Genomic DNA, 24,626 nt, shown 5'->3' on the forward strand with positions numbered 1-24,626 from the left:
CTTAAATCTCAGTCGTCGGACGGCCGTTCGGCGACGTCCGCGGTGCGTTGGGCCCGGTAGGCCTCCAGGGCTTTTTCGATGTCCGGATTGCTCAGGGCGAGAACGGCGGCGGTGAGGAGGGCCGCATTGGTCGCTCCGGCCTTGCCGATCGCCAGGGTGCCGACGGGAATACCGCCCGGCATCTGCACGATGGACAGAAGGCTGTCCTCGCCGGACAGGCTCTTGCTTTCAACCGGAACGCCGAACACGGGCAGGGGGGTGAGAGCCGCGGTCATTCCCGGCAGATGGGCGGCCCCGCCGGCGCCCGCGATGATCACCTTGAAGCCCTCGGCCTTCGCGCCTTTCGCGAAGTCGTACATCCGGTCCGGTGTGCGATGGGCGGACACGATGCGCGCGTCGTAGGATATCCCAAGCTGATCAAGGGTCTCGGCCGCATGTTTCATGGTCGGCCAATCGGACTGGCTTCCCATGATAATTGCAACGTCGGCAGCGGCCATAGCGTGTGTCCTGACTTGATGGTGCCTGGAAAGGCGCGGAGTATAGGCAGCGGCTTTGCCGATGCAAGGCTGTTTTGAAGGAAACCCGGGACAGGCGACAAGAGGCCTAGGCGATGATGTCGGGGAAGAGCTGATCCTCGAGAGAGCTGATCCGGTCCTTGATCATCAGTTTCTTCTTTTTCAGCCGCTGAAGCTGGAGCGCATCGCAGTTGGCGGTGGCGGCCAGCGCTTCCACGGCCACGTCGAGGTCGCGGTGTTCCTGGCGAAGCTGCGCCAGCTCAATTCTCAGTGCCTTTTCATCCGCTTCCGACATTGCACTCCCCCGACAAACGGTACGCCGGTGTTTCCTATTGCATAAAATCCCGTTTCGACAAGCGTCTCGTTCCGCTCCAGGTGAAAATAAGGCAGTGTGACGCCACATTCTGCGCCTCCTATTCATAGCAGATTGCAGAATCAGCTGATGCGAATTGTCGCAATAGGAAGCTTCAAATCGGCCTCAGGATTAAGGTTTTCCTAGCCTTGTACCCAGGATTTACACGTTCGACGGCAAATCTTTCTGCCGGAACGTAAACTGCAATCGACAAGGCCCGGAAGCCGTGGCACCATATTCTGGTTTGAGGCCAACAGACAGGAGGCAATTCCATGTCCATGCAGTCGCATCTAGCAGAACTTGAGCGCCGTCACGCAGCGCTGGAACGCAAGATCGAAAGTGCTCTCCTTCATCCGAGTACGGACTCGCTGGAATTGACCGATATGAAACGACAAAAGCTCAAGATCAAGGACGAGATCGAGCGAATACGCAAGGACGAAACGCTTCACTGACGAAGCTGTCGGTTTCGAAAACGCCGTGGAATTCCGCGGCGTTTTTCATTGGGTCTTCAGAAAACGGATGATCTCGGACACCGGTTCGGCGTCGTTGAAGTAGAACCCGTGCGCCCCGAACGGACCGCAGGGATTGCGGTCCGGCTTTCCCGGCATGGACATCCAGGCAATGCTGGCCTTGCCGCGCGACCAGTTCACAAACGCGGGGGCGTGGGCCGGTGGGGACTGGCTGCACCGGTCGCCGCGGTGATGGACGATGAGGACTTCAGGCAGGACCACGGGCGAAATCAGGGTCTGCATGGCCTCCTTGTAGTTGCCGGAAACCATCACCGCCGCATCGACCTGTGCGCCCAGTGCCACGGCCGCGGCAACATGGCTTGCGCCGCGGTCCACGCCGACGAGGAAGACCTTGCGCCTGTCGCTATGGACATTTGCCGCGTTCGCTACTGCGCGCGGAACCGTAATCACCTTTGTATCGAACCCCGCCTGCCGGAACTGTTCCCGGTTTCGCATGACGAAATCGCTGGCAACGGGGCCACCGGCACCGGGCATCAGGATCACGAGCGGTTTCAGGCCGGTGAAGGCCAGCGCGCCCCCTGTCGAAGAGGGCGTCGCGGCAAGCAGCGCCAGAAAAAATGTCAAAACACGCAAGCGGTTCATTGCGGCGGACCTTCAACCGTTCCCGAATGTTAGATCGAATTGCGTGTTTCGATAGTTTCCCTGGCTTGCGCGCGGCGTGATCCCTGTCACATCTGACAGGGATTCAGCCATGCGATTGAAATTGTGGTTTCCGGGAGGTTAACGGTTTACAGCGCCTTCGCCTGCTCCCGCAGGGCGAATTTCTGGATCTTGCCGGTCGAGGTCTTGGGCAGTTCGCAGAAAACGATGGTCCTGGGCGCCTTGAAGCCGGCGAGATGTTCGCGGGCAAAGGCGATGATATCCTCTTCGGTGACGGTCGCGCCTTCGCGCAGTTCGACGAAGGCGCAAGGGGTTTCGCCCCATTTCTCGTCGGGTCGGGCAACCACCGCCGCGGCCTGGATCGCCGGGTGCTTGTAAAGCACGTCCTCCACCTCGATGGAGGAGATGTTCTCCCCGCCGGAAATGATGATGTCCTTGGAGCGGTCCTTGAGCTGGATATAGCCATCCGGGTGCAGCACGCCGAGGTCGCCGGAATGGAACCAGCCGCCGGCGAAGGCTTCTTCGGTTGCTTCCGGGTTCTTCAGATACCCTTTCATGACCACATTGCCCCTGAACATGACCTCGCCGATCGTCCGGCCGTCGGCCGGCACCGGTTCCATGGTGTTCGGATCGAGGACGGTCAGGCCTTCAAGCGCGACGTAGCGGACGCCCTGGCGCGCCTTCCTGGACGCCTGCTCGGCGGCGGGCAGGGCATCCCATTCGCCCTTCCACTCGTTGACGACGGCGGGTCCGTAGACTTCCGTCAGGCCGTAGAGGTGGGTGACGTTGAAGCCGGCGTCCTTCATGGCCGCAAGCACGCTTTCCGGCGGCGGGGCGGCGGCGGTGAAGAATTCGATTACCCGGTCAACCTCGCGCTTGTCGGCGGAGGAAGCGTTCAGAAGCGTCGACATGATGATCGGCGCACCGCAGAGATGGGTCACGCCCTCGTCGGCGATCAGGTCCCACATGGCCTTGGGCCGGACCCAGCGCAGGCAGACATGGGTGCCGGCGACGACCGAAAGCGACCACGGGAAACACCAGCCGTTGCAGTGAAACATCGGCAGGGTCCAGAGATAGACCGGGTGCTTGGCCATGGAGGCGGTGAGGACGTTGGCCTGGGCCAGCAGATAGGCGCCGCGGTGATGGTAGACGACGCCCTTCGGATTGCCGGTCGTGCCGGAGGTGTAATTCAGGGAAATGGCGTCCCATTCGTCATCGGGCAGGGACCAGGCGTAGTCCGGATCTCCGCTTGCGACGAATTCGTCGTAATCGAGCGTGCCGAGCCGCTCGCCGTCCTGGGGGAAAACGGGGTCGGAATAGTCGATCACCACCGGCTTCACTTTTGCAAGGGCCAATGCTTCCTTCATCACCGGGGCATATTCCCGGTCCGTGATCAGGACCTTCGTGTTCGCATGGTCGAGCTGGAACGCGATGATGGCGGCATCGAGACGGGTGTTGAGCGAATGCAGCACGGCCTTGGTCATGGGCACGCCGTAGTGCACCTCGATCATCGGCGGCACGTTGGACAGCATGACGGTGACCGTATCGTCCTTGCCGATGCCAAGCCGGCTCAACGCCGATCCGAGTTGGCGGCAGCGGCTATAAAGGGTCCTGTAATCCAGGCGCTGGGAACCATGGACGACAGCGATGTGGTCCGGAAAGACATCCGCGGCCCGGTTCAGAAAGCTCAGCGGGCTCAGCGGTGCGTAATTGGCGGCATTCTTGTCGAGCCCAGTCGAGAAAGGGCTGGTTGTGGCGTCCATGGCCGGATCCTCCCGAAGATCGTTCTTGGAGCCATCAAATCTCTATCGCCCGGTTTTTGCAACGGTTCTGAAGACTAGCAATCCGACTAGTTGTGCGGTGCAAAATCCAATCGCTCAGGAGAGGTACATGCTGAGCCCGTCATAAACCAGCTTCACGCCGATGACGCCCATCAGAATGTAGATGATCCGGTAGAAGAAGCCGGGGTCGACGACCCGGACCAGCCAGACCCCGGTCAGCGTGGCGATCGGCGCGATCGGCAGCAGGACGGCCGAGGTCTCCAGATTGGTCGTGTCGAACTGTCCGAGCATGAAATAGGGGATCAGCTTCAGGAAGTTCAGGGTGGCGAAATAGATCGCTCCGGTTCCGGTAAAAAGCGTGGGAACCAGTCTGAGCGGCACCATGTAGAGCTGGTAGGGCGGGCCGCCGGTATGGCTGACGAAGCTGGTGAAGCCGGAAACGGTTCCCCAGAAATAGCCCTTCAGCCTGTTGTGCTGTGCCGGGACATGCGCCTGCTTCCCCTTGTACAGGTAATTGGCCACGAAAAGCAGGGCGATCACGCCGACCATCAGGGTGATGAAATCCTCGTGGACATAAGCGGCGGTGGCCCAGCCGATGCCGATCCCGAGAATGCCGGCGGGCATGAGGATGATCAGGCTCTGGCGATCGAACGTTCCCCGGTAGGCGAAAAGCGCCACCGCATCCATGACGATCAGGATGGGCAGCATGATGCCGGCTCCCTGGATCGGCGAAATCACCAGCGCCATCAGCGGAACGCCGAGCATGGCGAGCGTTCCTCCGAAGCCGCCCTTCGACATGCCGACCAGAAAGACAGCGGGAATGGCAGCGGCATAAAACAGCGGGTCGGAAATGGGATGCATCGAAGGTGTCGGATCGGGTCTAAGAGAGGTGAGCGAGAGAAGCACGCAGAGAGTATCTACGTAAAGCCCCGATCCCTTCTAATGTCGTATTGGCCGGAGCCTTGCAAGTATGGATGCTGTCGCGCACTGTTCTCAAAAGTCTCCGCGCCGGATATCGATGCCGCGTGTCGGGGACGGATGTTTCTTGGGAGGAACGGGAAAAATGGCAAGCCGGTATGCTGAAACCTATCAGTCCTGGAAGAACGCGCCTCACAGGTTCTGGAAAGAGGCGGCCGAAGAGATCGACTGGGTCAAGAGCGGGGACGAGGCGTTCGACGGCAGTTCCGGCCAGTACGGCCGCTGGTTTCCCGACTGGGAATGCAACACCTGCTACAACTGCCTTGATCGCCATGTGGAAGGCGGCCGTGCGGATCAGCCGGCCCTGATCTACGACAGCCCGATCACCGGCACGGCCGCGACCTACAGCTACAAGGACCTGCTGGACCGGGTTCAGGCCATGGCGGCCGTCCTTGCCGATAACGGCATCGGACGGGGCGACCGGGTCATCATCTACATGCCGATGATCCCCGAAGCGGCGATGGCGATGCTCGCCTGCGCGCGGCTCGGCGCGATCCATTCCGTCGTCTTCGGCGGTTTCGCCGCCCATGAGCTTGCCACCCGGATCGATGATGCCGCTCCCAAGGCGATCATTGCCGCCTCCTGCGGTATCGAACCCGGACGGGTCATTGCCTACAAGCCGCTGATCGATGCGGCGATCGACCAGTCCTCCCACAAGCCGGACGCCTGTTTTGTCGTGCAGCGGCCGCAGCAGGTGGCAGACCTTGTCGAAGGGCGGGATCACGATCTCGGGCTGCTGATGGAAGCGGCCTTTTCGGCAGGCCGGACCGTCGATTGCGCCACGGTGAAGGCGACCGATCCGCTCTATATCCTCTACACCTCCGGCACGACCGGCCAGCCCAAGGGTGTGGTGCGCGACAACGGCGGTCACATGGTCGCGCTGAAGTGGTCGATGAGCAATCTCTACGACATCAAGCCGGGCGAGGTCTTCTGGGCTGCGTCCGATGTTGGCTGGGTGGTGGGTCATTCCTACATTGTCTACGCCCCGCTGCTGCACGGCTGCACGACAATCGTGTTCGAAGGCAAGCCGGTCGGCACGCCCGACGCGGGCGTCTTCTGGCGGGTTATTTCCGAACACAACGTGGCGTCGCTCTTCACCGCGCCGACCGCGTTCCGGGCGATCCGCAAGGAAGACCCCGACGGCAAGCTGATGGCGCAATACGACCTGTCGAATTTCCGCGCCCTGTTCCTGGCCGGCGAGCGCGCCGATCCGGATACGGTGAACTGGGCGGCGGACCAGCTTCAGGTGCCGATCATCGACCACTGGTGGCAGACGGAAACCGGCTGGTGCATCGTCGGCAATCCGCTCGGTCTCGGCCAGTTGCCGGTCAAGCCCGGATCGCCGACCGTTCCCATGCCGGGCTACGATGTGCAGATCCTGGACGATGCGGGCCATCCGCTGCCGGCGAACACGCTCGGCAACATCGTGATCAAGCTGCCGCTGCCTCCGGGATGCCTGCCGACGCTGTGGAACGCGGAAAAGCGGTTCCACGACGCCTATCTTGCGGAATTCCCCGGCTACTACAAAACCTCAGATGCCGGTGTCATCGACGACGACGGCTATCTGTCGATCATGTCGCGCACGGACGACATCATCAACGTGGCGGGCCACAGGCTGTCCACCGGCGCCATGGAAGAGGTGCTCGCCACCCATCCGGCGGTCGCCGAATGCGCGGTGATCGGTATTGCCGACCAGTTGAAGGGGCAACTGCCCTGCGGCTTCGTCGTCCTGAAGGCGGGCGTCAATCGGCCGCATGAGGAGATCGAGGCCGAATTGGTCAAGCTGGTCCGCAACCAGATCGGCCCGGTCGCGGCGTTCAAGCTGGCGATCACTGTCGAGCGTCTCCCGAAGACGCGCTCCGGCAAGATCCTGCGCGGAACCATGCGCCAGATCGCCGACGGCGAGAGCTACAAGATGCCGGCGACCATCGACGATCCGGCTATCCTCGATGAAATCTTCGGGGCGATGAAGGAGCGCGGTCTCGCCGGCTCCAGCTGACGCGCGCAAACCGGGCCGTGGCAAAACGGAGGCAAAGAAGCCATCGACATGCGGACATGAGACTCTTATGTTCGGGTCGCCGTTTCGACGGCCCGTTCAATAAATGCCAAGAGGTTTTCAGTGTCCCTTGAGAACAAGGTTGCCATCGTCACGGGCGCAGCCCGCGGGATTGGCTATGCCGTCGCCAAGCGTTTCGTCATGGATGGAGCGAAGGTCGTCATCGCGGATGTCGACGATGAGGCCGGACAGAGCGCGGTCGAGGACCTGTCGGGCTTCGGCGATGTGATCTACCTGCATTGCAATGTGGCCGAACGCCTGGATGTGCGTAATCTGGTGGCCGAGACGCTCAATGCGTTCGGCGACATCGATGTTCTGGTGAACAATGCCGGCATCGTCGTCGGATCGGACTTCCTGGATCTTGAGGAAGACGACTTCGACCGGGTGCTGTCGATCAACCTGAAGGGCGCCTTCCTGTGTTCCCAGGCGGTGGCCCGGCACATGGTGGAAAAGGTCCAGAGCGGCGGCGCACCGGGGGCGATCATCAACATGTCGTCGATCAATTCCGTCGTCGCGATCCCCAACCAGATCCCCTATTGCGTCTCCAAGGGCGGCATCAACCAGCTGACCAAGGCAACGTCGCTGGCGCTTGCCCCCCATGGCATCCGGGTCAACGCGATCGGTCCGGGCTCGATCATGACGGACATGCTGGCATCGGTGAATGACGACCCGGCCGCACGGAACCGGATCCTGTCGCGCACGCCGATGCTGCGCATCGGCGATCCGTCGGAGATCGCGAGCGTCGCGGCGTTCCTGGCGTCTTCGGATGCAAGCTACGTCACCGGCCAGACGATCTATGCCGACGGCGGGCGCCTGCCGCTCAACTACACGGTTGCGGTGCCCGACGAGGATTGAGATCCGCTATAACGTAAAAGATATTGCCGTGCCCGCGTTTAGAGCATCGGACGATAACTTTGAACCATTTGACCGGTGCGCTTTTGTCTGCTGACAAGGCGGGTCGCGTGCCGTGGTGTTTCCCACCACAAGCGCGAGCCAACGCAGTCAGCGGGCAAAAGAGCCCGGCCCTTCGGGTGTCTGAAAGCAGCCCATCGGCTGTGTTGCGCCGCTTGCACGATGCACCGCATCGCGCTTCGCGACGCGCCTGGCCGAGTGAACTGCTTTCAGAGATCAAATGCTTCAAAGTTATCGCCCGATGCTCTAGCCCGCCTGAGACGCGGGCGCGGTCGTTTCCGGGGTGTCCGTGTTGAACTGCAGACGCGCCAGCTTGGCGTAGAGCCCGCCTTGAGCGGAGAGTTCGGCATGGGTGCCGGTTTCCACGATCCGGCCCGCCTCCATGACGATAATCCGGTCGGCCTTCAGCACCGTCGCCAGACGATGGGCGATCACCAGTGTGGTGCGGCCCTGCATCAGGCCGTCCAGGGCATCCTGAACCAGCTTCTCGCTTTCCGCATCCAGCGCGCTGGTCGCCTCGTCGAGCAGGAGGACCGGCGCGTCCTTCAGGATGGCGCGCGCAATGGCGATCCGCTGGCGCTGTCCGCCGGAGAGAGTGATGCCGCGTTCGCCCACGGCGGTTTCATAGCCGTCGGGCAGATTGGTGATAAAGGTGTCGGCATGGGCCGCCGCGGCGGCCGCGACGATCTCGTTTCTGGAGGCGTCGGGCCGACCGTAGGCGATGTTTTCGGCAATGCTGGTGCCGAAAACCGCGGTGTCCTGGGGGACCAAGGCGATGGCGCGTCTCAGATCCTTCGGATCGAGCGAACGCAGATCGAGCCCGTCGAGGGTAATCTGCCCCGATTTCGGATCGTAAAACCGCATCAGCAGATGAAACAGCGTCGACTTGCCCGCGCCCGACGGTCCGACGACGGCGAGGGTTTCGCCCGGTTCGATCGTCAGGTCCACGCCGTTGAGGACCGGCATGTCCTTTGCCCCGTCGTAGGCAAAGGAGACACCGTTGAAGGCGAGCGCGCCTTTCGGCCTGGCGGGCAGGGCAACGGGATTGTCGGGCGCTGCGATTTCCGGTTCGATGTCGAGAAGCTCACTGAGCCGTTCCGCGGCCCCTGCCGCCTGGGACAGTTCGCCCCAGACTTCCGACAGGCTTGCCAGCGACCCGGCGGCCAGGATGGAATAGAGCAGGAACTGGCTCAATGTGCCGCCGGTCATGCGGCCCGCGAGCACATCGCTGGCGCCGATCCACAGGACCGCGACCACGCTGGCGCCGATCACGAAGATCGCAAAGCCGGTCAGGACCGCTCGGGCGCCGGTTGCCAGGCGAGCGGCGCGGAAAGCGTTCTCAGCGGCATTGCGAAACTTCGCAGCCGCGTAGGTTTCGTGGGTGAAGGCCTGCAGGGTGCGGACCGCGCCCAGCATTTCGGCGGCATAGGCGGAGGCGGCGGCGAGCATGTCCTGCGCGGAGCGGGAGCGTTTGCGGATCGAGCGGCCGAAACCCAACAGCGGAATCAGGATAACGGGGATGGCAACCAGAACGATGACGGACAGACGCGGACTGGTGACCACCATCATGATCGACGCGCCGATGAACATCAGCGTGTTGCGCATGGCAAGAGAGGCGCTTGCGCCGAAGGCGGACTTGATCTGGGTGGTGTCTGCGGTCAGGCGCGACAGGATCTCGCCCGATTTGGCCTGGTCGTAGAAGCCGGGACTGAGGACGGTCATGTGTTCGAAGACATCGGCGCGGACTTCGGCGACGATCCGCTCGCCGATCCACATGACGAGGAAGTAGCGCACCCCGCTGGCGACCGCGAGGGCCGCCACGACGCCGAACAGCACGAAGAAATAGGCGTTGATCAGGGAGGGATTGTCGCCGCCGAAGCCGAAGTCGATCACGCGCCGGATCGCCGTGGGGAGAACAAGGGTAATGGCGGCGGCGGAGACAAGGGCGACAAGGGCCGCAACCGTCATCCGGCGGTGCCGTTTGAGATAGGGCAGGAGGCGGGCAAGCGGGCGGAGGGATCTGCGGCTGCGGGCGGTCTTTTCGTTATTGTCACTGCTCACGGCTTTTCCCTCGCTGGCCGGCTGATCCGTTTGCTCGTAGACTTGGGGGATCGCATCTCAAAAGCCAAGGCTTAAATTGACTCAGGATTACCCGTAACCCTCTTGTTTCGGGCGGCAGCATGGGTTATATCCCCGCCTCATGTTTATGGAAGGCTGCATCCGTTGGGGATCGGCGGCCTTTTTGTTTCGTTTGTATCCGGGTATGGCGTTGGATGAGAAATGCCGGTTCCGGGTGCTTGAAAGGACCGGTCATGAAAGCGGATATCCATCCCGATTACCACACCATCAAGGTCGTCATGACCGATGGTACCGAATTCACCACCCGCTCCACCTACGGTGCGGAAGGCGACACCCTGCAGCTCGACATCGACCCGCAGTCCCATCCGGCCTGGACCGGTGGCGACCGTCAGTTGATGGACCGCGGCGGCCGCGTGTCCCGCTTCAAGAACAAGTACGCAGGCTTCCTGGGTTCGTAATCCCGGAACATCATCGCGGACTTTTTCGAAAACCCGGCCTTGCGCCGGGTTTTTTGTTTGTTTGCTGTCGGTGCTCGCTGCTCCCGCGCAAAAAAAAGCCGCCCCCAAAACGATCTTGGCAGGCGGCTGAAAAGTTTTTGAAGCTGTCAAAGCCGACAGGCCATTGGGGGCCACTGGATGTGATATGGCCCCTGGCCGGTTGCGCGCCCTCAGCCCATTTTTCCGAAGGCGGCGTGCAGCTTGTTCAAATGGGCCTCGACCGGGTTGGACGGGGTTTCGTCCGCGTCGTTCTGATCGCTTTTGCGGTACAGCATCTGATCGAGATGGACGATGCGTTCCTGGAGCCGGACGGAGCGGCTGACGAGATCCCTCAGGGTTTCCGGCATGTCGGCCCATGACGGGCTGTCGACCGGGCTGCTGAGCTTTTCCAGGCGAACCCGGTTCTTGTCGCTGCCGGCCTGCTCGCGGGACATTTCGCCCTCGTTGACGGCGCGCTGCAGGAGCAGCCACGATGCCAGCTGCATCAGGCGCGTGGTCAGCCGCATGGATTCGGTTGCATAGGCGAGCGATGCGGGGCGCGGCAGCAGCTTTGCCTCGGCGCGGCCGTCGCCATCCAGGTAGAGCGCGGTTTCCTCGACCAGGGACATGCCTTCTTCAAACAGGCTTTGGAAATTGTCGGAAGATGCGAGCCGGTTGGCAATATGCACCATTTCGGGCGCGGTGTTGCGGGTGGGGGTCTCATCCGTCATCGATCGGTACGCCTTTGTTACTTCTACTTCGCCTGCCCGTGTGCCCTTTCGGGAAACGACTTTCCGGAAAGAAGCGTCTCAAAGCGGAACTGTTTCACTTCGAGACGATTCGGGCTTCTGCCGGAAATCGTTGCAACACCCATGCCAAACGGCCCCCCCAAACCTGCAGGCAGCAGTTAACGACGATGATAGCCTGTGGCTTGACCAAAAAAAAGAGCCGCAGCAGAGCGGCTCTGAGTCTTTAACAGGGAGGCGTCAAACAGAGTGGACAGGAGCCACTCAAGATCCAGATGACTGGATAACACTGTTTATACTTTGGAAAGATTAATAAGGAGTAAACGACTAAATTTTTACCTATTCAAGTGACCCAAAGTAGGACTGTTTTGTATTAAAGAGAAAATTCTCATAATAATTACGTACTTGGTTTTCCGAATAAAGACTCCGCCTCATTGCGAATATTACTACGGTTGGACAAAGTCTCTTTTGTCCGAATTATTTCCTGTTCCAGTTCGCTAATCCGCTCGGCCAGCTCCGATTCCGATAAAGTGCTGAGGTCCTGCCCCACAATGATCTGGGTTCCCTGCGGTTTCTTCGGGGTGTCGTCGTCAAAAAGGCTCATGCTGCTGCTCCTTTCCGCCGGCTGCGGCCATCGTTGGAAGAGAAGAATTTTATCTTCCAAAACCGACATTGTCAGCTTTGGCCGGGCGGGATAAACCCCAAAGGACGTTTATGAGACCGTGATCCAAGGAGATTGAGCATGACCGATCTACCGGTAAAAATGACCGCCATGGCGATTTCCGAACCGGGCGGTCCGGACGTTCTGGTGCCCGAAGAACGTCCGCTGCCGGAACCGGCTGAAGGGGAAATCCTGATCAAGGTGGAAGCGGCGGGTGTGAACCGTCCCGACGTGCAGCAGCGCAAGGGCGCCTATCCGCCGCCCAAGGGGGCATCGGACCTTCCGGGCCTGGAAGTGGCCGGGACGGTCGTGGCGCGGGGCGAGGGCGCCGCGATGCACGAGATCGGTGACAAGGTGACGGCGCTCGCGCCCGGCGGCGGTTACGCACAATTCTGCAAGGTGCCCGAAGCCCATGCCCTTCCCGTACCGAACGGATTGTCGATGCTGCAAGCGGCCGCTCTGCCGGAGACCTATTTCACGGTCTGGAGCAACGTGTTCGACCGGGTCGGCCTGAAACCCGGCGAGCGGTTTCTGGTTCACGGCGGCACGTCGGGGATCGGCACGACGGCCATTCAGCTTGCCAAGGCGTTCGGATCGGAAGTGTTCACCACCGTCGGCTCTGAGACAAAGGCGGAAGCCGTCCGGGCGCTCGGCGCCGATCACGTCATCAACTACAAAGCCGAAGATTTCGTCGAGGTCATCAAGGACCTGACCGGAGGCGACGGCGTCCATGTCATCCTGGACATGGTCGGCGGCGACTATGTGGAGAAAAACTGGATCGTGGCCGCCGTGGAAGGCCGTATCTGCCAGATCGCCACTTTGGGCGGGATTTCCGAGAACGTGAATTTCGGCCGGCTGATGATGAAGCGGCTCGTCCACACCGGCTCGACCCTGCGTCCGCGCGACAATGCCTTCAAGGCCGCGATCGCGCAGAACCTGAAAGAGAAAGTCTGGCCGCTGATCGAGGCCGGAAAGATCGGTCCGGTGATGGATTCCACCTTCCCGCTGCTTGAGGCGGCCGAAGCCCACCGGCGGATGGAAAGCTCCGGCCATATCGGCAAGATCATGCTCGAGGTGAAATGATCCAGCCGCGGGCAGTCATCGTCTGAGCGCGGGCAGGCCGATACCGGTGGCCTCGAAGCCGCCGTCCGCGCACAGCAACTGGCCGGTGATGTAGCTCGCCTCCTCCGACAGGAGGAACACGATGGCGTTGCCGATTTCCTTCTCCGTGCCGTAGCGGTTGAGGGGAATGGCGTCGTGATAGGCTTCCCGGATTTCCTGGGTGTGCACGGCAAGCGCCAGCTTGGTGTTCACCGGTCCGGGCGCCACGACGTTGGCGCGAATGCCGAATTCGCCGAGTTCCGCGGCCTGCTGCAGGGTGAGCTGTATGACCGCGGCCTTCGAGGTGCCATAGGCGACGCGCAGGGTGCTGGCGCGCAGGCCCGAGATCGAGGCGATGTTCACGATTGCGCCCTTGCCGGCAATCAGCAGGTCCGTTGCCGCCTGGGTCATCAGGAACACGCCGTCTAGGTTGGTCTTCATGACCGTGCGCCAGCGGTCGAAGGTGGTCTCCCTGATCGGGCCGAAGTCGGCGACGCCGGCGTTGTTTACCAGTCCTTCGAGCCGGCCGTAGGTTTTCGTCACGTCGCTAAAACAGCGCTCGACCTGTTCCGGATCGGAGACGTCCATCACGATGGCCTGGACGTTTTCAAGCGGCGCGGCGGCCTTCATCAGTTCCTCGCCGTCGATGTCCACCATGACGACCTGCCAGCCCTTGTCCATAAGGAGCTGTGTCGTGGCCAGTCCGATACCGCGCGCGGCGCCCGTAACAAGCGCTGTTTTCATTGTGATCCTCCCGATCCGGTTGCCGTGCGATGGCCGCAACCCGTTATTCCTGCGGCCATCGTACGGCCGCCGTATCGGCATTCAAGGTCGAAAATCCGCAATAACGTCCTGCTTTTTATGGATCTTTCATCCGGCTCATGACGGATTTGCTTTTAACCTCCGGTCGCCTTATATTCACGGCCAATTCCCATTCAATTCAAATGGACCACTGCTTTTTCGCCCCGCCGGGCGAGGGAGCCGACAGGAGGAATTTACCGATGGCGAACACGCCGCTGATGCCGAAGGCAACCGCCGTCTGGCTCGTCGACAACACATCCTTGAGCTTCACCCAGATTGCGAATTTCTGCAAACTGCACCCGCTCGAGGTGAAGGCCATTGCCGACGGCGAGGCCGCACAGGGCATCAAGGGTCTCGACCCGATCCTGACCGGGCAGCTGACCCGGGAAGAAGTGGAAAAGGCACAGAACGATCCGAACCATCAGCTGAAGCTGCAGGGCTCGAAGGTCGTCGTGCCGGAAGCCAAGCGCAAGGGACCGCGCTACACGCCGGTGTCCCGCCGCCAGGACCGCCCGAACGCGATCCTGTGGCTGGTGCGCAATCATCCCGAACTCAAGGACGCCCAGATCATGCGCCTGGTCGGCACCACCAAGCCGACGATCGCGGCCATCCGCGACCGGACACACTGGAACTCGGCCAACCTGGTTCCCTCCGATCCGGTCACCCTTGGCCTGTGCAGCCAGCTTGAACTCGACATGGAAGTGGAAAAGGCCGCCAAGAACGCGCCGCCGCGTCCGGAAGGCGAAGTTGTCGAGACGCTGATGCCGGTGGAAGAATCCACCAGCGAAGAAGCGCTCGCAGCTGCCTTCTCCATGGATACCCGCAAGCCGGTTGAACGCGAAGAGGAAGAGGAATTCGATGCGGATGCCGTCTTTGCGAAGCTGAATTCGCTCAAGGGCGACGACGCGGGCAAAGGCGACGCGGGCAACGACGACACCGGCAATGAAGACGATGATGAGGACGACGGCAAGGCCTGATCAGCTGGCTCTTGTCTTTCCGCTTGTCGTGACGAAAACGGGCTGCCGCTTCCTGCGGCGGCCTTTTTTATTTGCCCGTCAGCCCGCCGCCGCGCAGCCTTCCGGTTTCAGAACCCGTTTTGTGGAGGCCGGATAGCGCAGCAGTTTTTCGGCCGGCCGGATTGGCCGGGCAACCAGGTTGCCGCCGCAGTTCGGGCACCGGCCCTTCAGTACCTGTTCCGCGCAAGTCCGGCAGAAGGTGCATTCGAACGTACAGATCATGGCGTCCGGGGCCTCCGGCGGCAGGTCCCTGTCACAGCATTCGCAATTCGGGCGCAGGTCTAGCATGGCTGGCTCTCCCGGTTGATCATCTGAGAAATTGTAACCCGGTGAAGAGAAGACGCAAACGGGCGTACCGGCTCAGCGTTCGGTCAGCTTGAGTTCGATGCGCCGGTTGCGGGCGAGCGTTTCCGGGCTGTCGCCTTCCTCCAGCGGCTGGTATTCGCCAAAACCGGCCGCCACCAGGCGCTTGGGATCGACGCCGCGTTCGATCAGGTAGCGGACCACGGAAATCGCGCGGGCGGCCGACAGTTCCCAGTTGTTGCGGAACCGCCCCGTTCCCGAGAGCGGGCGGGAATCGGTATGGCCGTCGACCCGCAGCACCCAGTTGATCTCGTCTGGGATCTGCAGGCTGAGTTCCTGGATCGCCTCGGCGAGCTTGTCGAGTTCGCCCTTGCCGTCCGGATTGATCTCATCCGACCCGGAGGAAAACAGGACTTCCGACTGGAAGACGAAGCGGTCGCCGACGACCCGGATATCGGAGCGTTGCGACAGGATCTCGCGCAGGCGGCCGAAGAAGTCGGAGCGGTAGCGGGACAGTTCCTGGACCCTCTGGACCAGGGCGGCGTTCAGGCGCCGGCCGAGGCTTGCGATCTTCGCCTGGCTTTCGCTTTCCTTGGCTTCCGCCGCATCGAGGGCGGCGTTCGCAGCCGCGATCTGTCGGCGCAGGGCGGAAATCTGCTGGTTGAGGAGCTCGACCTGGGCCAGCGCCCGCTGGCTGACCTGCTTTTCCTCGTCGAGCATGGTCTCAAGGTGTGCCGCGCGGCCGCCGGCGGCTTCCGCCTCGCCGGACGAGCTGTTCAGCAGGCCGAGCAGCCGGTCCTTTTCCGCATTCGCGTCGCCGAGGTTGGCGCGCAGGCCGGTAATCGTATCGTTCAGTTCGCTGCTGTTTGCCCGTTCAAGGGCAAGCAGTTCGGTCAGTTCGCTGATCTGCGCGTTCAGCCGGTTCAGCACCGTGTCGCGTCCGGACAGCTGCTGGCTCAGGAAAAACTGCGCCAGCATGAAGATCGACAAGAGGAAGATGATGACGAGCAGGAGCGTTGCCATCGCATCGACGAAGCCGGGCCAGTAATCTGTCCCCGAGGCGCGGCGTCTGGCACGCAGGCTTGCCATGGCTTAGTCCTTCGCGCGGTCGAAGGCCGCCGAAATCGAGGACAGAAGCGCTTCGATCCGCTTTTGCTGCTCGCCCTGGTTCTCCGCCCAGTCGCGCATCATCTGCTGCTCGGAGCGCACGTGCTTGACCAGGCCCTGGATGCCCTCGGCGAGGTTGGCCATGGCCTGGGAAGCTTTCTTGCTGCCCCCTTCCTCGACCGTCTTCTGCAACTGGGCGATGGAGGCCTGGATGCGCTCGGTGTTGTCGCTGGGGGCGACGAGGATCGAGGAATCTTCCGGTTCGATGTCGGTCACGGTCGACAGCCAGTCTTCCAGCTCGTTGTAGAACCGGTTCTGCGCCTGTCCTGCCTGCAGATCGAGAAAGCCCAGAACCAGAGACCCGGTCAGGCCGAAAAGGGATGAGGAAAAGGCCGTGCCCATGCCTGAAAGCGGCGCTTCAAGCCCGGCCTTCAGATCCTCGAAGATCACATTGGCATCGCCGGAGCCGACATCGAGCGACTGGATGGTCGCGCCCACCGCGCTGACGGTCTGCAACAGGCCCCAGAAGGTGCCGAGCAGGCCGAGGAAGACCAGCAGGCCGGTCAGGTAGCGGGAAATCTCGCGCGATTCCTCCAGGCGCATGCCGATGGAATCCAGGATCGAGCGGGCGGTCATCGGGGTCAGCGCCATTTCGCCGACCTTGTTGCCCAGAAGCGTCGCCATGGGCGCCAGCAGGACGGGCGCCCTGGTATCTAGGCCGGGATCGCCGACGCGGAAGCTGTTCACCCAGGAAATTTCGGGAAACAGCCGGATCACCCTGCCGAACAGGAGCAGGATGCCGAACAGGCCCACCAGGACAATCAGGCCGTTCAGGCCGGGGTTGCTCATGAATGCAACCGTGATTTGCCGGTGGAGAATGAAACCTATGAACGCAACGATCACCAGGAAGATGATCATGAATGACAGGTATGCCCGGGGACTGGACAGACTGTAGGGATCGAAGTCTCTTGCCATCGGTCGCTGAATAGCCGCCTGTTATTGGTAAACGATTGATAACGTGATTTCCCGGGGATTGAAAACCGTTAATCGTTCGCGGGCAACGCTTATTACCATTCACGCCTGATTGTGCCCCTTCTGAGGCAACGTCTGCCACAGGTCGTTTGCGCCACGGCAAAACGCTCCACCGCCGCAGGGGAACGGGGAAGTTTCGGTACTTTAAAAGCCTGAGATGCGGGCGAAAGCCCGGTCAGTCGACGTTCTTCAACAGCCGCAGAAGATGTTTCTGGGCATATTCGTTGCCCGCGACCACATCGCCGGTGTCCAGCATCTTGTCCTTGCCGGACAGGTCGGAGACGTAACCGCCCGCTTCCTTCACCATGAGAATGCCGGCGGCAATGTCCCAGGAATTGAGATTGCGTTCCCAATAGCCGTCGAAACGGCCGGACGCCGTCCAGGCCAGGTCGAGAGCGGCGGCGCCGCAGCGGCGGATGCCGGCGACTTCCGGCATGATGTAGCGCAGTTCCTTCAGGGTGCGGCCATGGTCGCCCTTGCCGATGAAGGGCAGGCCGGTGGCGAACACCATGTCGGGCAGCTCCATGCGGCCGGCGACCCGCAGGCGGCGGTCGTTCAGGAAGGCGCCCCGGCCGCGTTCGGCGGTGTAGAGCTCGTCCATGACCGGATTGTAGATCACGCCGGCGACGATCTGGCCCTGGCGTTCCAGCGCAATCGAAGTGGCGAAAATCGGAATCCCGTGGAGAAAGTTCGTGGTGCCGTCCAGGGGATCCACATGCCAGCGGTGCTGGCCGTCGGTGCCCTCGACCTCGCCGCTTTCCTCCATCACCAGACCGAAGGCCGGGCGGGCTTTCGTGAGTTCGGAGCGGATGATCTCTTCCGCCCGGCGGTCGGCAGCGGAGACGAAATCTCCCGGACCTTTCCGGGACACCTGGAGATTTTCCACTTCGCCGAAATCGCGAACAAGGCCGCGGCCTGCCTTCATGGCGGCCTGAACCATTACGTTGAGGAGGGCGGTGCGAGCCATTTTCTTTTTTGTCGCTTGTTATGAGGCGCGCCCGGATGACAGGCGCGCCGGAGTGCTGATTGGGGAAGTTTAGTCGGCGCGGCGGACGTATTCCAGCGTGCCGGTGTCGACGATGATCTTTTCACCCGCCGTGATGAACGGGGGAACCATGACGCGGACGCCGTTTTCCATGATGGCCGGCTTGTAGGACGAGGACTGGGTCTGTCCCTTGACCACGGCGTCGGCCTCGGCGATCTCGAGGGTGACATGCTGGGGCAGGGTGATGCCGATCGGGCGTTCCTCGTGCATTTCCACGGTCACCATCATGCCGTCCTGGAGGAAGGCTGCGCGGTCGCCGACGAAATCCGCCTGGAGTTCAAGCTGCTCGTAGGTTTCGGTGTCCATGAAGATCAGCATGTCTTCCTGGGTGTACAGGTACTGGAAGTCCTTCTGCTCCAGGCGAACACGCTCGACCTTGTCTTCGGAGCGGAAGCGTTCGTTGAGCTTGCGTCCGTCGATAAGGTTTTTCATCTCGACCTGGGCAAAGGCGCCGCCCTTGCCCGGCTTGACGTGATCGACCTTCACGACCGCCCAGAGCGTGTCCTGATGCTGGAGAACGTTGCCAGGCTTGATTTCGTTACCGTTGATTTTCATGGAACGACCGATTGAATTGACTGTTTGAGACAAAGCGGGTGCAGGGACGGGAAGACTTTCCCCATGCGCGAACCCGATGTGGCGCCTGTCGACCACAAATGCGGCGCAGATTCAAGGAAAAAAGCCGAAAAGTGTTACCGCACTCAGGGCGATGTGCGCGACGGGTCCTCGGAAGGGGCAAAAACGGTCGCCGTATACTGCTCGGCCCGTTTCTTCGCCTCCGCCAAAAGGTCGCTGTTCAAGGTGGCGACAAAGCCGTCCAGCTTCAGGTCCGAGACCCCGAGCGCGCGCGCAGCATAGTGCCATGCGGCGGCGGCGACCGGGTCCTGTTGCCGGCCCCTGCCATAGGCATAGACGCGGGCCAGCCTGTTCATGGCGACCGGGTTGCCGGCCTTCGCTGCGCGCTCGAACCAGTCGGCGGCTTCCTTTTCGTCCGGCTCGACGCCTTTGCCCTGAAACCGCAGGATGCCGTAGTAGACTTGGGCCGAGGTGTTGCCGCGCCGTGCCGCCCGGCCAAGCCAGAAGGCGCCCTGGCGCGGATCGCTGAGGCCGCCGGTCCCTTCCAGATAGGACAGGCCGAGCACGTATTGGGCCTGCGGGTCATTGAGCTCGGCCGCTTCCTTGAGGAGCGCGCGCGCCTTGTCCTCGTCGTGCGGCCGTCCCTCTCCTTCCTGGTAGATCAGGGCGAGATTGTACTTGGCTTCCGGGTTGCCGGCCTTGGCGGCGATCTCGAACAGATCGGCCGCCCGCTTCTTGTCTTGGCTGACGCCGGTGCCGAGCAGATAGAGCTGCGCAAGCCTGTAGGCCGCGTGCGGGTCGTTCTTGGCGGCGGCCAGTTCGTACCACTGGGCTGCCTTCTCCTTGTCCTGGGGGATGCCGAGCCCGGTTTCGAACAGAACGCCGATCAGGGTCTGAGCCGCCGTGTTGCCCTCTTCGGCCAAGGGTGTCGCCGCGGCGAGCGTCGACAGATACCAGCCGCGCTGGAACAGGCTGTAGACATAGTCCTGCGTGATACTGGTTCCTTCCGCCGGCAGGGGAGGTTGCACGTCAATGGTGCTGACAAGTGCTGCCGGTTTCTCCGTCTCGAGCGTCTGGTCAACCGTCCCGGCCCCCTCGGGCACAGCCTGGGGCAGGGGGGCGGCGGGCGGCGCGGGAACGGGTGCGGATTGCGGCTTGGTCTGGGCAAGGGACCGGGAAACCATACCGATCTGGCAGGCTCCGGCCAGAATGAGGGTGGCCGGAATGAGGGAGGAGAGTGCCCCGGCCAGCCACTTGCGCAGGTTTTTGCGGATCACTTCCATGGGGTCGACCTCGTTCCTCAGTCGGTGTCCTCAAAGGGGTGGCTTTCCAGGATGGCATTGGCCCCGGCCACGGCGGCAGCCGGTCCGCCCGGATTCTGCCAGACCGCGTCCTTCAATGCGACGAAATCCGCGCCGGTCGCCGCCGCCGCCTCGACCGAGGCGATGGTGTTGCCGCCGAGAGCGACGCAGGGCGTTTCGAACAGTTCCGACCACCATTCCGCCTTGGCCAGCGTCTTGGCATGGGGTTCCGGCTTTTCCTCCAGATCCAGGCGGCCGAAGAACAGGTAGTCGATCCCGGTCTCGGCCCATTCCATGTCTTCGTGTTTCAGTTTGGTGCCGCCTGCGCCGACGATCTTCGCAGGCTGGAGGCTTTCGACCGCGAGTTTGACGTCTTCCAGCGACGTATCGATATGAACGCCGTCCGCGCCGCTGCGCCCGGCAACCTGGGTGTCGCGGTAGACAAGCGCTGCCGCGCCGCCTGCCTGGACGACGGGAACCAAAACCTGTGCTGCTTCCTGAAGCGCCTTGCCGTCAGCATCGGGCATGTAGATCAGGACGCAGGCGATGTCGCCGCCCTTGAAGGCGTCCGCAAGGTCTTTGGCGAGCCTGGCGGGATCGAACGCCGGTGGCGTGACAAGAAAAAGGCGGGGGCGATTCAAGATGAAATCCATTCTTGCAAATCAAACGACGGCGCATCATGCGCCTGTCCGGTTTCTTGTCCCTAAAGACGGCGAAAGAGGGACGCAAGGCCCCTCTTTCAAGAAATGTGTCTTCAATTTAAGCCGGAAAAAGCGTTTCCGTCAGCCGATCTTCGGATCCAGGCTGCCGTCCTTGTAGCGGGCGGCCATTTCGGCAAGCGTTGCGATGCGGCCGATCTTGGGGGCCTGACCGGCGGTGTTGAAGGCCTCCAGGCGGGCGATGCAGAGCTTTTCCATCGCGTCGCGGGCCGGCTTCAGATACTTGCGCGGATCGAATTCGCCCGGGTTTTCGGCCAGCACCTTGCGGATCTGGCCGGTCATGGCCATGCGGTTGTCCGTGTCGATGTTGATCTTGCGCACGCCGTTCTTGATGCCGCGCTGGATTTCCTCGACCGGCACGCCCCAGGTCTGGGGCATCTCGCCGCCAAACTGGTTGATGATGTCCTGAAGGTCCTGCGGCACGGAGGACGAGCCGTGCATCACCAGGTGGGTGTCCGGCAGGCGGCGGTGAATTTCCTCGATCACATGCATGGCGAGGATGTCGCCGTCCGGCTTGCGGGTGAACTTGTAGGCGCCGTGGGAGGTGCCCATGGCGATGGCAAGGGCATCGACCTTGGTCGCCTGCACGAATTTCACCGCTTCTTCCGGATCGGTCAGGAGCTGGTCGTGGGAGAGCTTTCCTTCGGCGCCATGACCGTCTTCCTTGTCGCCCATGCCGGTTTCAAGGGAACCGAGGACGCCGAGTTCGCCTTCCACGGAGATGCCGCCGAGATGGGCCATGTCGGTCACCTTGCCGGTGACACCGACGTTGTAGTCCCAGTCGGCCGGGGTCTTGCCGTCGGCTTCCAGAGAACCGTCCATCATGACGGAGGTGAAGCCTGCCTGGATCGCGGTCATGCAGGTTCCCGGCTCGTTGCCGTGGTCGAGGTGCACGCACACCGGAATGTGCGGGTAGATTTCGCAGACGGCGTCCATCATGTACTTCAGCATGACGTCGTTGGCATAGGCGCGGGCACCGCGGGACGCCTGGATGATGACGGGAGCGGACGTCTTGTCGGCCGCCGCCATGATGGCGAGCGCCTGTTCCATGTTGTTGATGTTGAACGCAGGAACCCCGTAATCATGCTCAGCAGCGTGATCCAGCAGTTGGCGAAGGGTAATGCGAGCCATGAAAGTCTCCCGTAATCCGGCGTTTAAATCGTAATTATCCGATATGGTCGCGGCCATTTGTTGGCGCGATGCATCAAGTTGACGCGGTTCTAGCAAAAACTGCCGGTTTTGGAAGTCGCCGAAAGACGATTAAATCGTTTAAATTGTCAGCAAAGGCCAGAACTTTGGGACAGCTTTAATTTAGTATCCGAAATAAATCTTGAAAGAAGAAAACGCGCAGCCTTCCCGCCGCGCGTTTTTACTGTAAAGCCGATGATCAGGCTTCGAGCGCCTTCACACCGGGAAGCTCCTTGCCTTCCAGCCATTCCAGGAAGGCGCCGCCTGCCGTGGAAACATAGGAGAAGTCGGACCCGACCTTGGCATGGTTCAGGGCTGCCACCGTATCGCCGCCGCCTGCGACGGAATTGAGCTTGCCCTGTTTGGTGCGTTCGGCGGCATGCTGTGCGGCAGCCACCGTCGCCTTGTCGAAGGGCGCGATTTCAAAGGCGCCGAGCGGACCGTTCCAGACAAGAGTGGAGGCCTGATCGATCTTTTCGTTGACCTTGGCGATCGAGGCAGGCCCCACGTCGAGGATCATGCCGTCGGCGGGAATCGCGTCGAGGGTGACGGTGTCGTTGTCGGCGCCGGCCTTGAACTCCTTCGCGACGACCGCGTCTACGGGCAGGACGATCTCGCAGCCGGCCTTTTCGGCGGTGGCCATGATCGTGCGGGCCGTGTCCGCCAGATCGTGTTCGCACAGCGACTTGCCGACATCGATGCCCTTTGCCGCAAGGAACGTATTGGCCATGCCGCCGCCGATCACCAGCATGTCGACTTTGGAAACGAGGTTTTCCAGAAGGTCGATCTTGGACGACACCTTGGCGCCGCCGACTACCGCAAGGACCGGACGCTTGGGGTCGCCGAGCGCGGAGCCGAGCGCATCCAGCTCCGCCTGCATGGTCAGGCCTGCATAGGCAGGCAACAGGCGGGCAAGGCCTTCGGTGGAGGCGTGGGCCCGGTGGGCGGCGGAAAACGCGTCGTTGACATAGATGTCGCCATTGGCGGCCAGCGCCTTTGCGAAGTCCGGATCGTTCTTTTCCTCGCCCTTGTGATAGCGGGTGTTTTCCAGAAGCAGGATACCGCCCTCGACCATCTTGCCGACGGCTTCTGAAGCCGGTGCGCCGATGCAGTCGTCGGCAAAGTCGACCGCCTGGCCGAGGAGTTCGGCGAGCGGACGTGCGACCGGTTTCAGGGACATGTCGGCGACCCGTTCGCCCTTCGGACGGCCGAAATGGGCCAGCAGGATCGCCTTGCCGCCCTTTGCGGTGATCGCCCGGATGGTCGGCAGGATACGCTCGATCCGGGTGGTGTCGGTCACCATGCCGTCTTTCATGGGCACGTTGAGGTCGACGCGGATAAGGACGCGCTTGCCGGAAATGTCTGTCAGATCATCGAGTGTCTTGAATGCCATATGTCTTGAACCCCCCAATCAAGGACGTGAAGAATGTGTCGTCAGGGCAATCCCGATACCGGCCCGATACCGGCCCGATACCGGCCCCATACCGGATAGCGTGATCGTGATGCGGCCGGGAAGCCTGCTCCCGCGGAAATCATAGCGGAGGCGGAGCGCAAAATAACTGCGACACGTTCAAGCACGGGAACATGAAAAAGCGGATGCAGCCGGGCTGCATCCGCTTCGATTTTCACAGATCGGATGTCAATCCGGTCCGCTGCATCAGATGAGCTTCGCCATTGCGACGGCCGTGTCGGCCATGCGGTTGGAGAAGCCCCATTCGTTGTCGTACCAGGACAGCACCGAAACGAGGGTGCCGTCCATGACCTTGGTCTGGTCGGTGTGGAAGATCGACGAGTGCGGATCGTGGTTGAAGTCGATCGATACGTTCTTGTCGTCGGTGTAGCCGAGCACGCCCTTCAGCGGGCCGTCAGCGGCCGCCTTGATGGCGGCGTTGATTTCATCGACGGAGGTTGCGCGCTTGGCGATGAACTTCAGGTCGACGACGGAGACATTCGGCGTCGGCACGCGCATGGCGAAACCGTCGAGCTTGCCGTTCAGTTCCGGCAGGACCAGGCCGACGGCCTTTGCGGCGCCGGTCGAGGTCGGGATCATCGACATGGCGGCAGCGCGGGCGCGGTAGAGATCCTTGTGCATGGTGTCCAGCGTCGGCTGGTCACCGGTGTAGGAGTGGATCGTCGTCATCATGCCCTTTTCGATGCCGATGGCCTCATGCAGGACCTTGGCGACCGGGGACAGGCAGTTGGTGGTGCACGACGCATTGGAGACGACGAGATCGTCCTTGGTCAGCGTGTCGTGGTTGACGCCGAAGACGATGGTCTTGTCGGCGCCGGAGGCCGGTGCGGACACCAGAACGCGCTTGGCGCCGGCGTCGAGGTGCATGGCGGCCTGGTCGCGGGCGGTGAAGATGCCGGTGCATTCCATGGCGACGTCGACACCAAGCTCGCCCCAGGGCAGGTCCTTCGGGTCGCGGATCGCGGTGACCTTGATCGGATTGCCGCCGCCGACCGAAATGGTGTCACCGTCAACGGTCACTTCGGCGGGGAAACGGCCATGCACGGAATCGTAGCGCAGCAGGTGGGCGTTGGTTTCGACCGGACCCAGGTCGTTGATGCCGACGACTTCGATATCGGTGCGGCCCGATTCCACGATGCCCCGCAGAACATTCCGGCCGATGCGGCCAAATCCGTTGATTGCTACCTTGGTGACCATACTTCACTCCCAGATAATGTCGTGCATCCCCTCTGCACAGACTGATTGAACGCCTTCAGCGGCATTCCCTGATTCCAGGCCCTGGG

The 24,626-nt window shown here is 61.9% G+C and carries 25 protein-coding genes; 6 read left to right on the forward strand and 19 right to left on the reverse strand.

The features are described 5' to 3' along the window. Window positions 1-8: 8 nt before the first annotated feature. Window positions 9-497, reverse strand: a complete 489-nt coding sequence (purE, locus tag HK439_RS13515) for a 5-(carboxyamino)imidazole ribonucleotide mutase (protein WP_190292044.1) — start codon at window positions 495-497, stop codon at window positions 9-11. 106 nt (window positions 498-603) lie between these two features. After that, window positions 604-810: a YdcH family protein gene (locus HK439_RS13520; protein ID WP_190292045.1), complete on the reverse strand. Its 207-nt coding sequence runs from the start codon at window positions 808-810 to the stop codon at window positions 604-606. A gap of 329 nt (window positions 811-1,139) precedes the next feature. Between HK439_RS13520 and HK439_RS13525 the strand changes: the two genes are divergently transcribed. Then, window positions 1,140-1,319: a YdcH family protein gene (locus HK439_RS13525; RefSeq protein ID WP_190292046.1), complete on the forward strand. Its 180-nt coding sequence runs from the start codon at window positions 1,140-1,142 to the stop codon at window positions 1,317-1,319. Between the two features lie 45 nt (window positions 1,320-1,364). Here HK439_RS13525 and HK439_RS13530 read toward each other — a convergent pair whose 3' ends face one another. From HK439_RS13530 to HK439_RS13540, 3 genes are all read right to left on the reverse strand, one after another. After that, window positions 1,365-1,979, reverse strand: coding sequence for a hypothetical protein (locus HK439_RS13530; RefSeq protein ID WP_190292047.1), 615 nt, complete (start codon window positions 1,977-1,979; stop codon window positions 1,365-1,367). 146 nt (window positions 1,980-2,125) lie between these two features. Beyond that, the gene (locus HK439_RS13535) at window positions 2,126-3,760 is read right to left on the reverse strand and encodes an acyl-CoA synthetase (RefSeq protein WP_190292048.1); all 1,635 of its coding nucleotides are present in this window, start codon (window positions 3,758-3,760) and stop codon (window positions 2,126-2,128) included. Window positions 3,761-3,874: 114 nt separating this feature from the next. After that, window positions 3,875-4,639 carry a sulfite exporter TauE/SafE family protein gene (locus HK439_RS13540; protein WP_190292049.1) on the reverse strand — a complete coding sequence of 255 codons (765 nt, stop codon included), beginning with the start codon at window positions 4,637-4,639 and terminating at the stop codon, window positions 3,875-3,877. 202 nt (window positions 4,640-4,841) lie between these two features. Between HK439_RS13540 and HK439_RS13545 the strand changes: the two genes are divergently transcribed. Both HK439_RS13545 and HK439_RS13550 read left to right on the forward strand, forming a co-directional pair. Then, window positions 4,842-6,755, forward strand: a complete 1,914-nt coding sequence (locus HK439_RS13545) for a propionyl-CoA synthetase (protein WP_190292050.1) — start codon at window positions 4,842-4,844, stop codon at window positions 6,753-6,755. Window positions 6,756-6,875: 120 nt separating this feature from the next. Further along, entirely contained in the window at window positions 6,876-7,667 is a 792-nt protein-coding gene (locus tag HK439_RS13550; protein WP_190292051.1) for an SDR family NAD(P)-dependent oxidoreductase, read from the forward strand. Between the two features lie 303 nt (window positions 7,668-7,970). Here the strand turns inward: HK439_RS13550 and HK439_RS13555 are convergent, their stop codons facing one another. After that, complete coding sequence (locus tag HK439_RS13555) at window positions 7,971-9,785, reverse strand: ABC transporter transmembrane domain-containing protein (RefSeq protein WP_328804161.1); 1,815 nt, start codon at window positions 9,783-9,785, stop codon at window positions 7,971-7,973. Window positions 9,786-10,036: 251 nt separating this feature from the next. On the opposite strand from HK439_RS13555, the gene rpmE reads away from it, so the two are divergent. Beyond that, the gene (rpmE, locus tag HK439_RS13560; RefSeq protein WP_190292052.1) at window positions 10,037-10,261 is read left to right on the forward strand and encodes a 50S ribosomal protein L31; all 225 of its coding nucleotides are present in this window, start codon (window positions 10,037-10,039) and stop codon (window positions 10,259-10,261) included. Between the two features lie 209 nt (window positions 10,262-10,470). On the opposite strand, the gene HK439_RS13565 is transcribed toward rpmE, so the two are convergent. Further along, on the reverse strand, window positions 10,471-11,010 hold the full coding sequence (locus HK439_RS13565; RefSeq protein ID WP_190292053.1) for a DUF1465 family protein: 540 nt from the start codon (window positions 11,008-11,010) through the stop codon (window positions 10,471-10,473). A gap of 412 nt (window positions 11,011-11,422) precedes the next feature. Further along, complete coding sequence (locus tag HK439_RS13570) at window positions 11,423-11,629, reverse strand: DUF1192 domain-containing protein (protein ID WP_190292054.1); 207 nt, start codon at window positions 11,627-11,629, stop codon at window positions 11,423-11,425. Between the two features lie 138 nt (window positions 11,630-11,767). On the opposite strand from HK439_RS13570, the gene HK439_RS13575 reads away from it, so the two are divergent. Beyond that, entirely contained in the window at window positions 11,768-12,769 is a 1,002-nt protein-coding gene (locus tag HK439_RS13575) for an NAD(P)H-quinone oxidoreductase (RefSeq protein WP_190292055.1), read from the forward strand. 15 nt (window positions 12,770-12,784) lie between these two features. Here HK439_RS13575 and HK439_RS13580 read toward each other — a convergent pair whose 3' ends face one another. Continuing rightward, on the reverse strand, window positions 12,785-13,531 hold the full coding sequence (locus tag HK439_RS13580) for an SDR family NAD(P)-dependent oxidoreductase (protein WP_190292056.1): 747 nt from the start codon (window positions 13,529-13,531) through the stop codon (window positions 12,785-12,787). A 257-nt stretch (window positions 13,532-13,788) separates the two neighbouring features. Between HK439_RS13580 and HK439_RS13585 the strand changes: the two genes are divergently transcribed. After that, window positions 13,789-14,565, forward strand: a complete 777-nt coding sequence (locus HK439_RS13585) for a DUF1013 domain-containing protein (RefSeq protein WP_209011799.1) — start codon at window positions 13,789-13,791, stop codon at window positions 14,563-14,565. 78 nt (window positions 14,566-14,643) lie between these two features. Here HK439_RS13585 and HK439_RS13590 read toward each other — a convergent pair whose 3' ends face one another. From HK439_RS13590 to gap, 10 genes are all read right to left on the reverse strand, one after another. After that, on the reverse strand, window positions 14,644-14,892 hold the full coding sequence (locus tag HK439_RS13590) for a DUF1272 domain-containing protein (protein ID WP_190292057.1): 249 nt from the start codon (window positions 14,890-14,892) through the stop codon (window positions 14,644-14,646). Window positions 14,893-14,964: 72 nt separating this feature from the next. Further along, on the reverse strand, window positions 14,965-15,996 hold the full coding sequence (locus tag HK439_RS13595; protein WP_190292058.1) for a peptidoglycan -binding protein: 1,032 nt from the start codon (window positions 15,994-15,996) through the stop codon (window positions 14,965-14,967). A gap of 3 nt (window positions 15,997-15,999) precedes the next feature. Then, on the reverse strand, window positions 16,000-16,989 hold the full coding sequence (locus HK439_RS13600) for a flagellar motor protein MotA (protein ID WP_190292059.1): 990 nt from the start codon (window positions 16,987-16,989) through the stop codon (window positions 16,000-16,002). A gap of 232 nt (window positions 16,990-17,221) precedes the next feature. Continuing rightward, complete coding sequence (locus HK439_RS13605) at window positions 17,222-18,013, reverse strand: inositol monophosphatase family protein (protein WP_190292060.1); 792 nt, start codon at window positions 18,011-18,013, stop codon at window positions 17,222-17,224. Window positions 18,014-18,082: 69 nt separating this feature from the next. Beyond that, the gene (gene efp / locus HK439_RS13610; protein ID WP_190292061.1) at window positions 18,083-18,646 is read right to left on the reverse strand and encodes an elongation factor P; all 564 of its coding nucleotides are present in this window, start codon (window positions 18,644-18,646) and stop codon (window positions 18,083-18,085) included. Window positions 18,647-18,789: 143 nt separating this feature from the next. Further along, the gene (locus HK439_RS13615) at window positions 18,790-19,947 is read right to left on the reverse strand and encodes a tetratricopeptide repeat protein (protein WP_209011801.1); all 1,158 of its coding nucleotides are present in this window, start codon (window positions 19,945-19,947) and stop codon (window positions 18,790-18,792) included. Between the two features lie 17 nt (window positions 19,948-19,964). Continuing rightward, complete coding sequence (locus tag HK439_RS13620; protein ID WP_209011802.1) at window positions 19,965-20,606, reverse strand: thiamine phosphate synthase; 642 nt, start codon at window positions 20,604-20,606, stop codon at window positions 19,965-19,967. Between the two features lie 141 nt (window positions 20,607-20,747). Beyond that, the gene (fba, locus tag HK439_RS13625) at window positions 20,748-21,815 is read right to left on the reverse strand and encodes a class II fructose-bisphosphate aldolase (RefSeq protein WP_190292063.1); all 1,068 of its coding nucleotides are present in this window, start codon (window positions 21,813-21,815) and stop codon (window positions 20,748-20,750) included. A gap of 256 nt (window positions 21,816-22,071) precedes the next feature. Beyond that, entirely contained in the window at window positions 22,072-23,265 is a 1,194-nt protein-coding gene (locus tag HK439_RS13630; RefSeq protein ID WP_190292064.1) for a phosphoglycerate kinase, read from the reverse strand. A gap of 264 nt (window positions 23,266-23,529) precedes the next feature. After that, window positions 23,530-24,540: a type I glyceraldehyde-3-phosphate dehydrogenase gene (gene gap, locus HK439_RS13635; protein WP_190292065.1), complete on the reverse strand. Its 1,011-nt coding sequence runs from the start codon at window positions 24,538-24,540 to the stop codon at window positions 23,530-23,532. Window positions 24,541-24,626 lie beyond the last annotated feature (86 nt).

The organism is Roseibium aggregatum (assembly GCF_014692675.1).
In the GTDB taxonomy this organism is placed as follows: domain Bacteria; phylum Pseudomonadota; class Alphaproteobacteria; order Rhizobiales; family Stappiaceae; genus Roseibium; species Roseibium aggregatum_C.

Coding starts and splice junctions, on each gene's coding strand:
- purE (WP_190292044.1), bottom strand. CDS start 497: ATGGCCGCTGCCGACGTTGCAATTATCATGGGAAGCCAGTCCGATTGG.
- HK439_RS13520 (WP_190292045.1), bottom strand. CDS start 810: ATGTCGGAAGCGGATGAAAAGGCACTGAGAATTGAGCTGGCGCAGCTT.
- HK439_RS13525 (WP_190292046.1), top strand. CDS start 1,140: ATGTCCATGCAGTCGCATCTAGCAGAACTTGAGCGCCGTCACGCAGCG.
- HK439_RS13530 (WP_190292047.1), bottom strand. CDS start 1,979: ATGAACCGCTTGCGTGTTTTGACATTTTTTCTGGCGCTGCTTGCCGCG.
- HK439_RS13535 (WP_190292048.1), bottom strand. CDS start 3,760: ATGGACGCCACAACCAGCCCTTTCTCGACTGGGCTCGACAAGAATGCC.
- HK439_RS13540 (WP_190292049.1), bottom strand. CDS start 4,639: ATGCATCCCATTTCCGACCCGCTGTTTTATGCCGCTGCCATTCCCGCT.
- HK439_RS13545 (WP_190292050.1), top strand. CDS start 4,842: ATGGCAAGCCGGTATGCTGAAACCTATCAGTCCTGGAAGAACGCGCCT.
- rpmE (WP_190292052.1), top strand. CDS start 10,037: ATGAAAGCGGATATCCATCCCGATTACCACACCATCAAGGTCGTCATG.
- HK439_RS13565 (WP_190292053.1), bottom strand. CDS start 11,010: ATGACGGATGAGACCCCCACCCGCAACACCGCGCCCGAAATGGTGCAT.
- HK439_RS13570 (WP_190292054.1), bottom strand. CDS start 11,629: ATGAGCCTTTTTGACGACGACACCCCGAAGAAACCGCAGGGAACCCAG.
- HK439_RS13575 (WP_190292055.1), top strand. CDS start 11,768: ATGACCGATCTACCGGTAAAAATGACCGCCATGGCGATTTCCGAACCG.
- HK439_RS13580 (WP_190292056.1), bottom strand. CDS start 13,531: ATGAAAACAGCGCTTGTTACGGGCGCCGCGCGCGGTATCGGACTGGCC.
- HK439_RS13585 (WP_209011799.1), top strand. CDS start 13,789: ATGGCGAACACGCCGCTGATGCCGAAGGCAACCGCCGTCTGGCTCGTC.
- HK439_RS13590 (WP_190292057.1), bottom strand. CDS start 14,892: ATGCTAGACCTGCGCCCGAATTGCGAATGCTGTGACAGGGACCTGCCG.
- HK439_RS13595 (WP_190292058.1), bottom strand. CDS start 15,996: ATGGCAAGCCTGCGTGCCAGACGCCGCGCCTCGGGGACAGATTACTGG.
- HK439_RS13600 (WP_190292059.1), bottom strand. CDS start 16,989: ATGGCAAGAGACTTCGATCCCTACAGTCTGTCCAGTCCCCGGGCATAC.
- HK439_RS13605 (WP_190292060.1), bottom strand. CDS start 18,013: ATGGCTCGCACCGCCCTCCTCAACGTAATGGTTCAGGCCGCCATGAAG.
- efp (WP_190292061.1), bottom strand. CDS start 18,646: ATGAAAATCAACGGTAACGAAATCAAGCCTGGCAACGTTCTCCAGCAT.
- HK439_RS13615 (WP_209011801.1), bottom strand. CDS start 19,947: ATGGAAGTGATCCGCAAAAACCTGCGCAAGTGGCTGGCCGGGGCACTC.
- fba (WP_190292063.1), bottom strand. CDS start 21,815: ATGGCTCGCATTACCCTTCGCCAACTGCTGGATCACGCTGCTGAGCAT.
- HK439_RS13630 (WP_190292064.1), bottom strand. CDS start 23,265: ATGGCATTCAAGACACTCGATGATCTGACAGACATTTCCGGCAAGCGC.
- gap (WP_190292065.1), bottom strand. CDS start 24,540: ATGGTCACCAAGGTAGCAATCAACGGATTTGGCCGCATCGGCCGGAAT.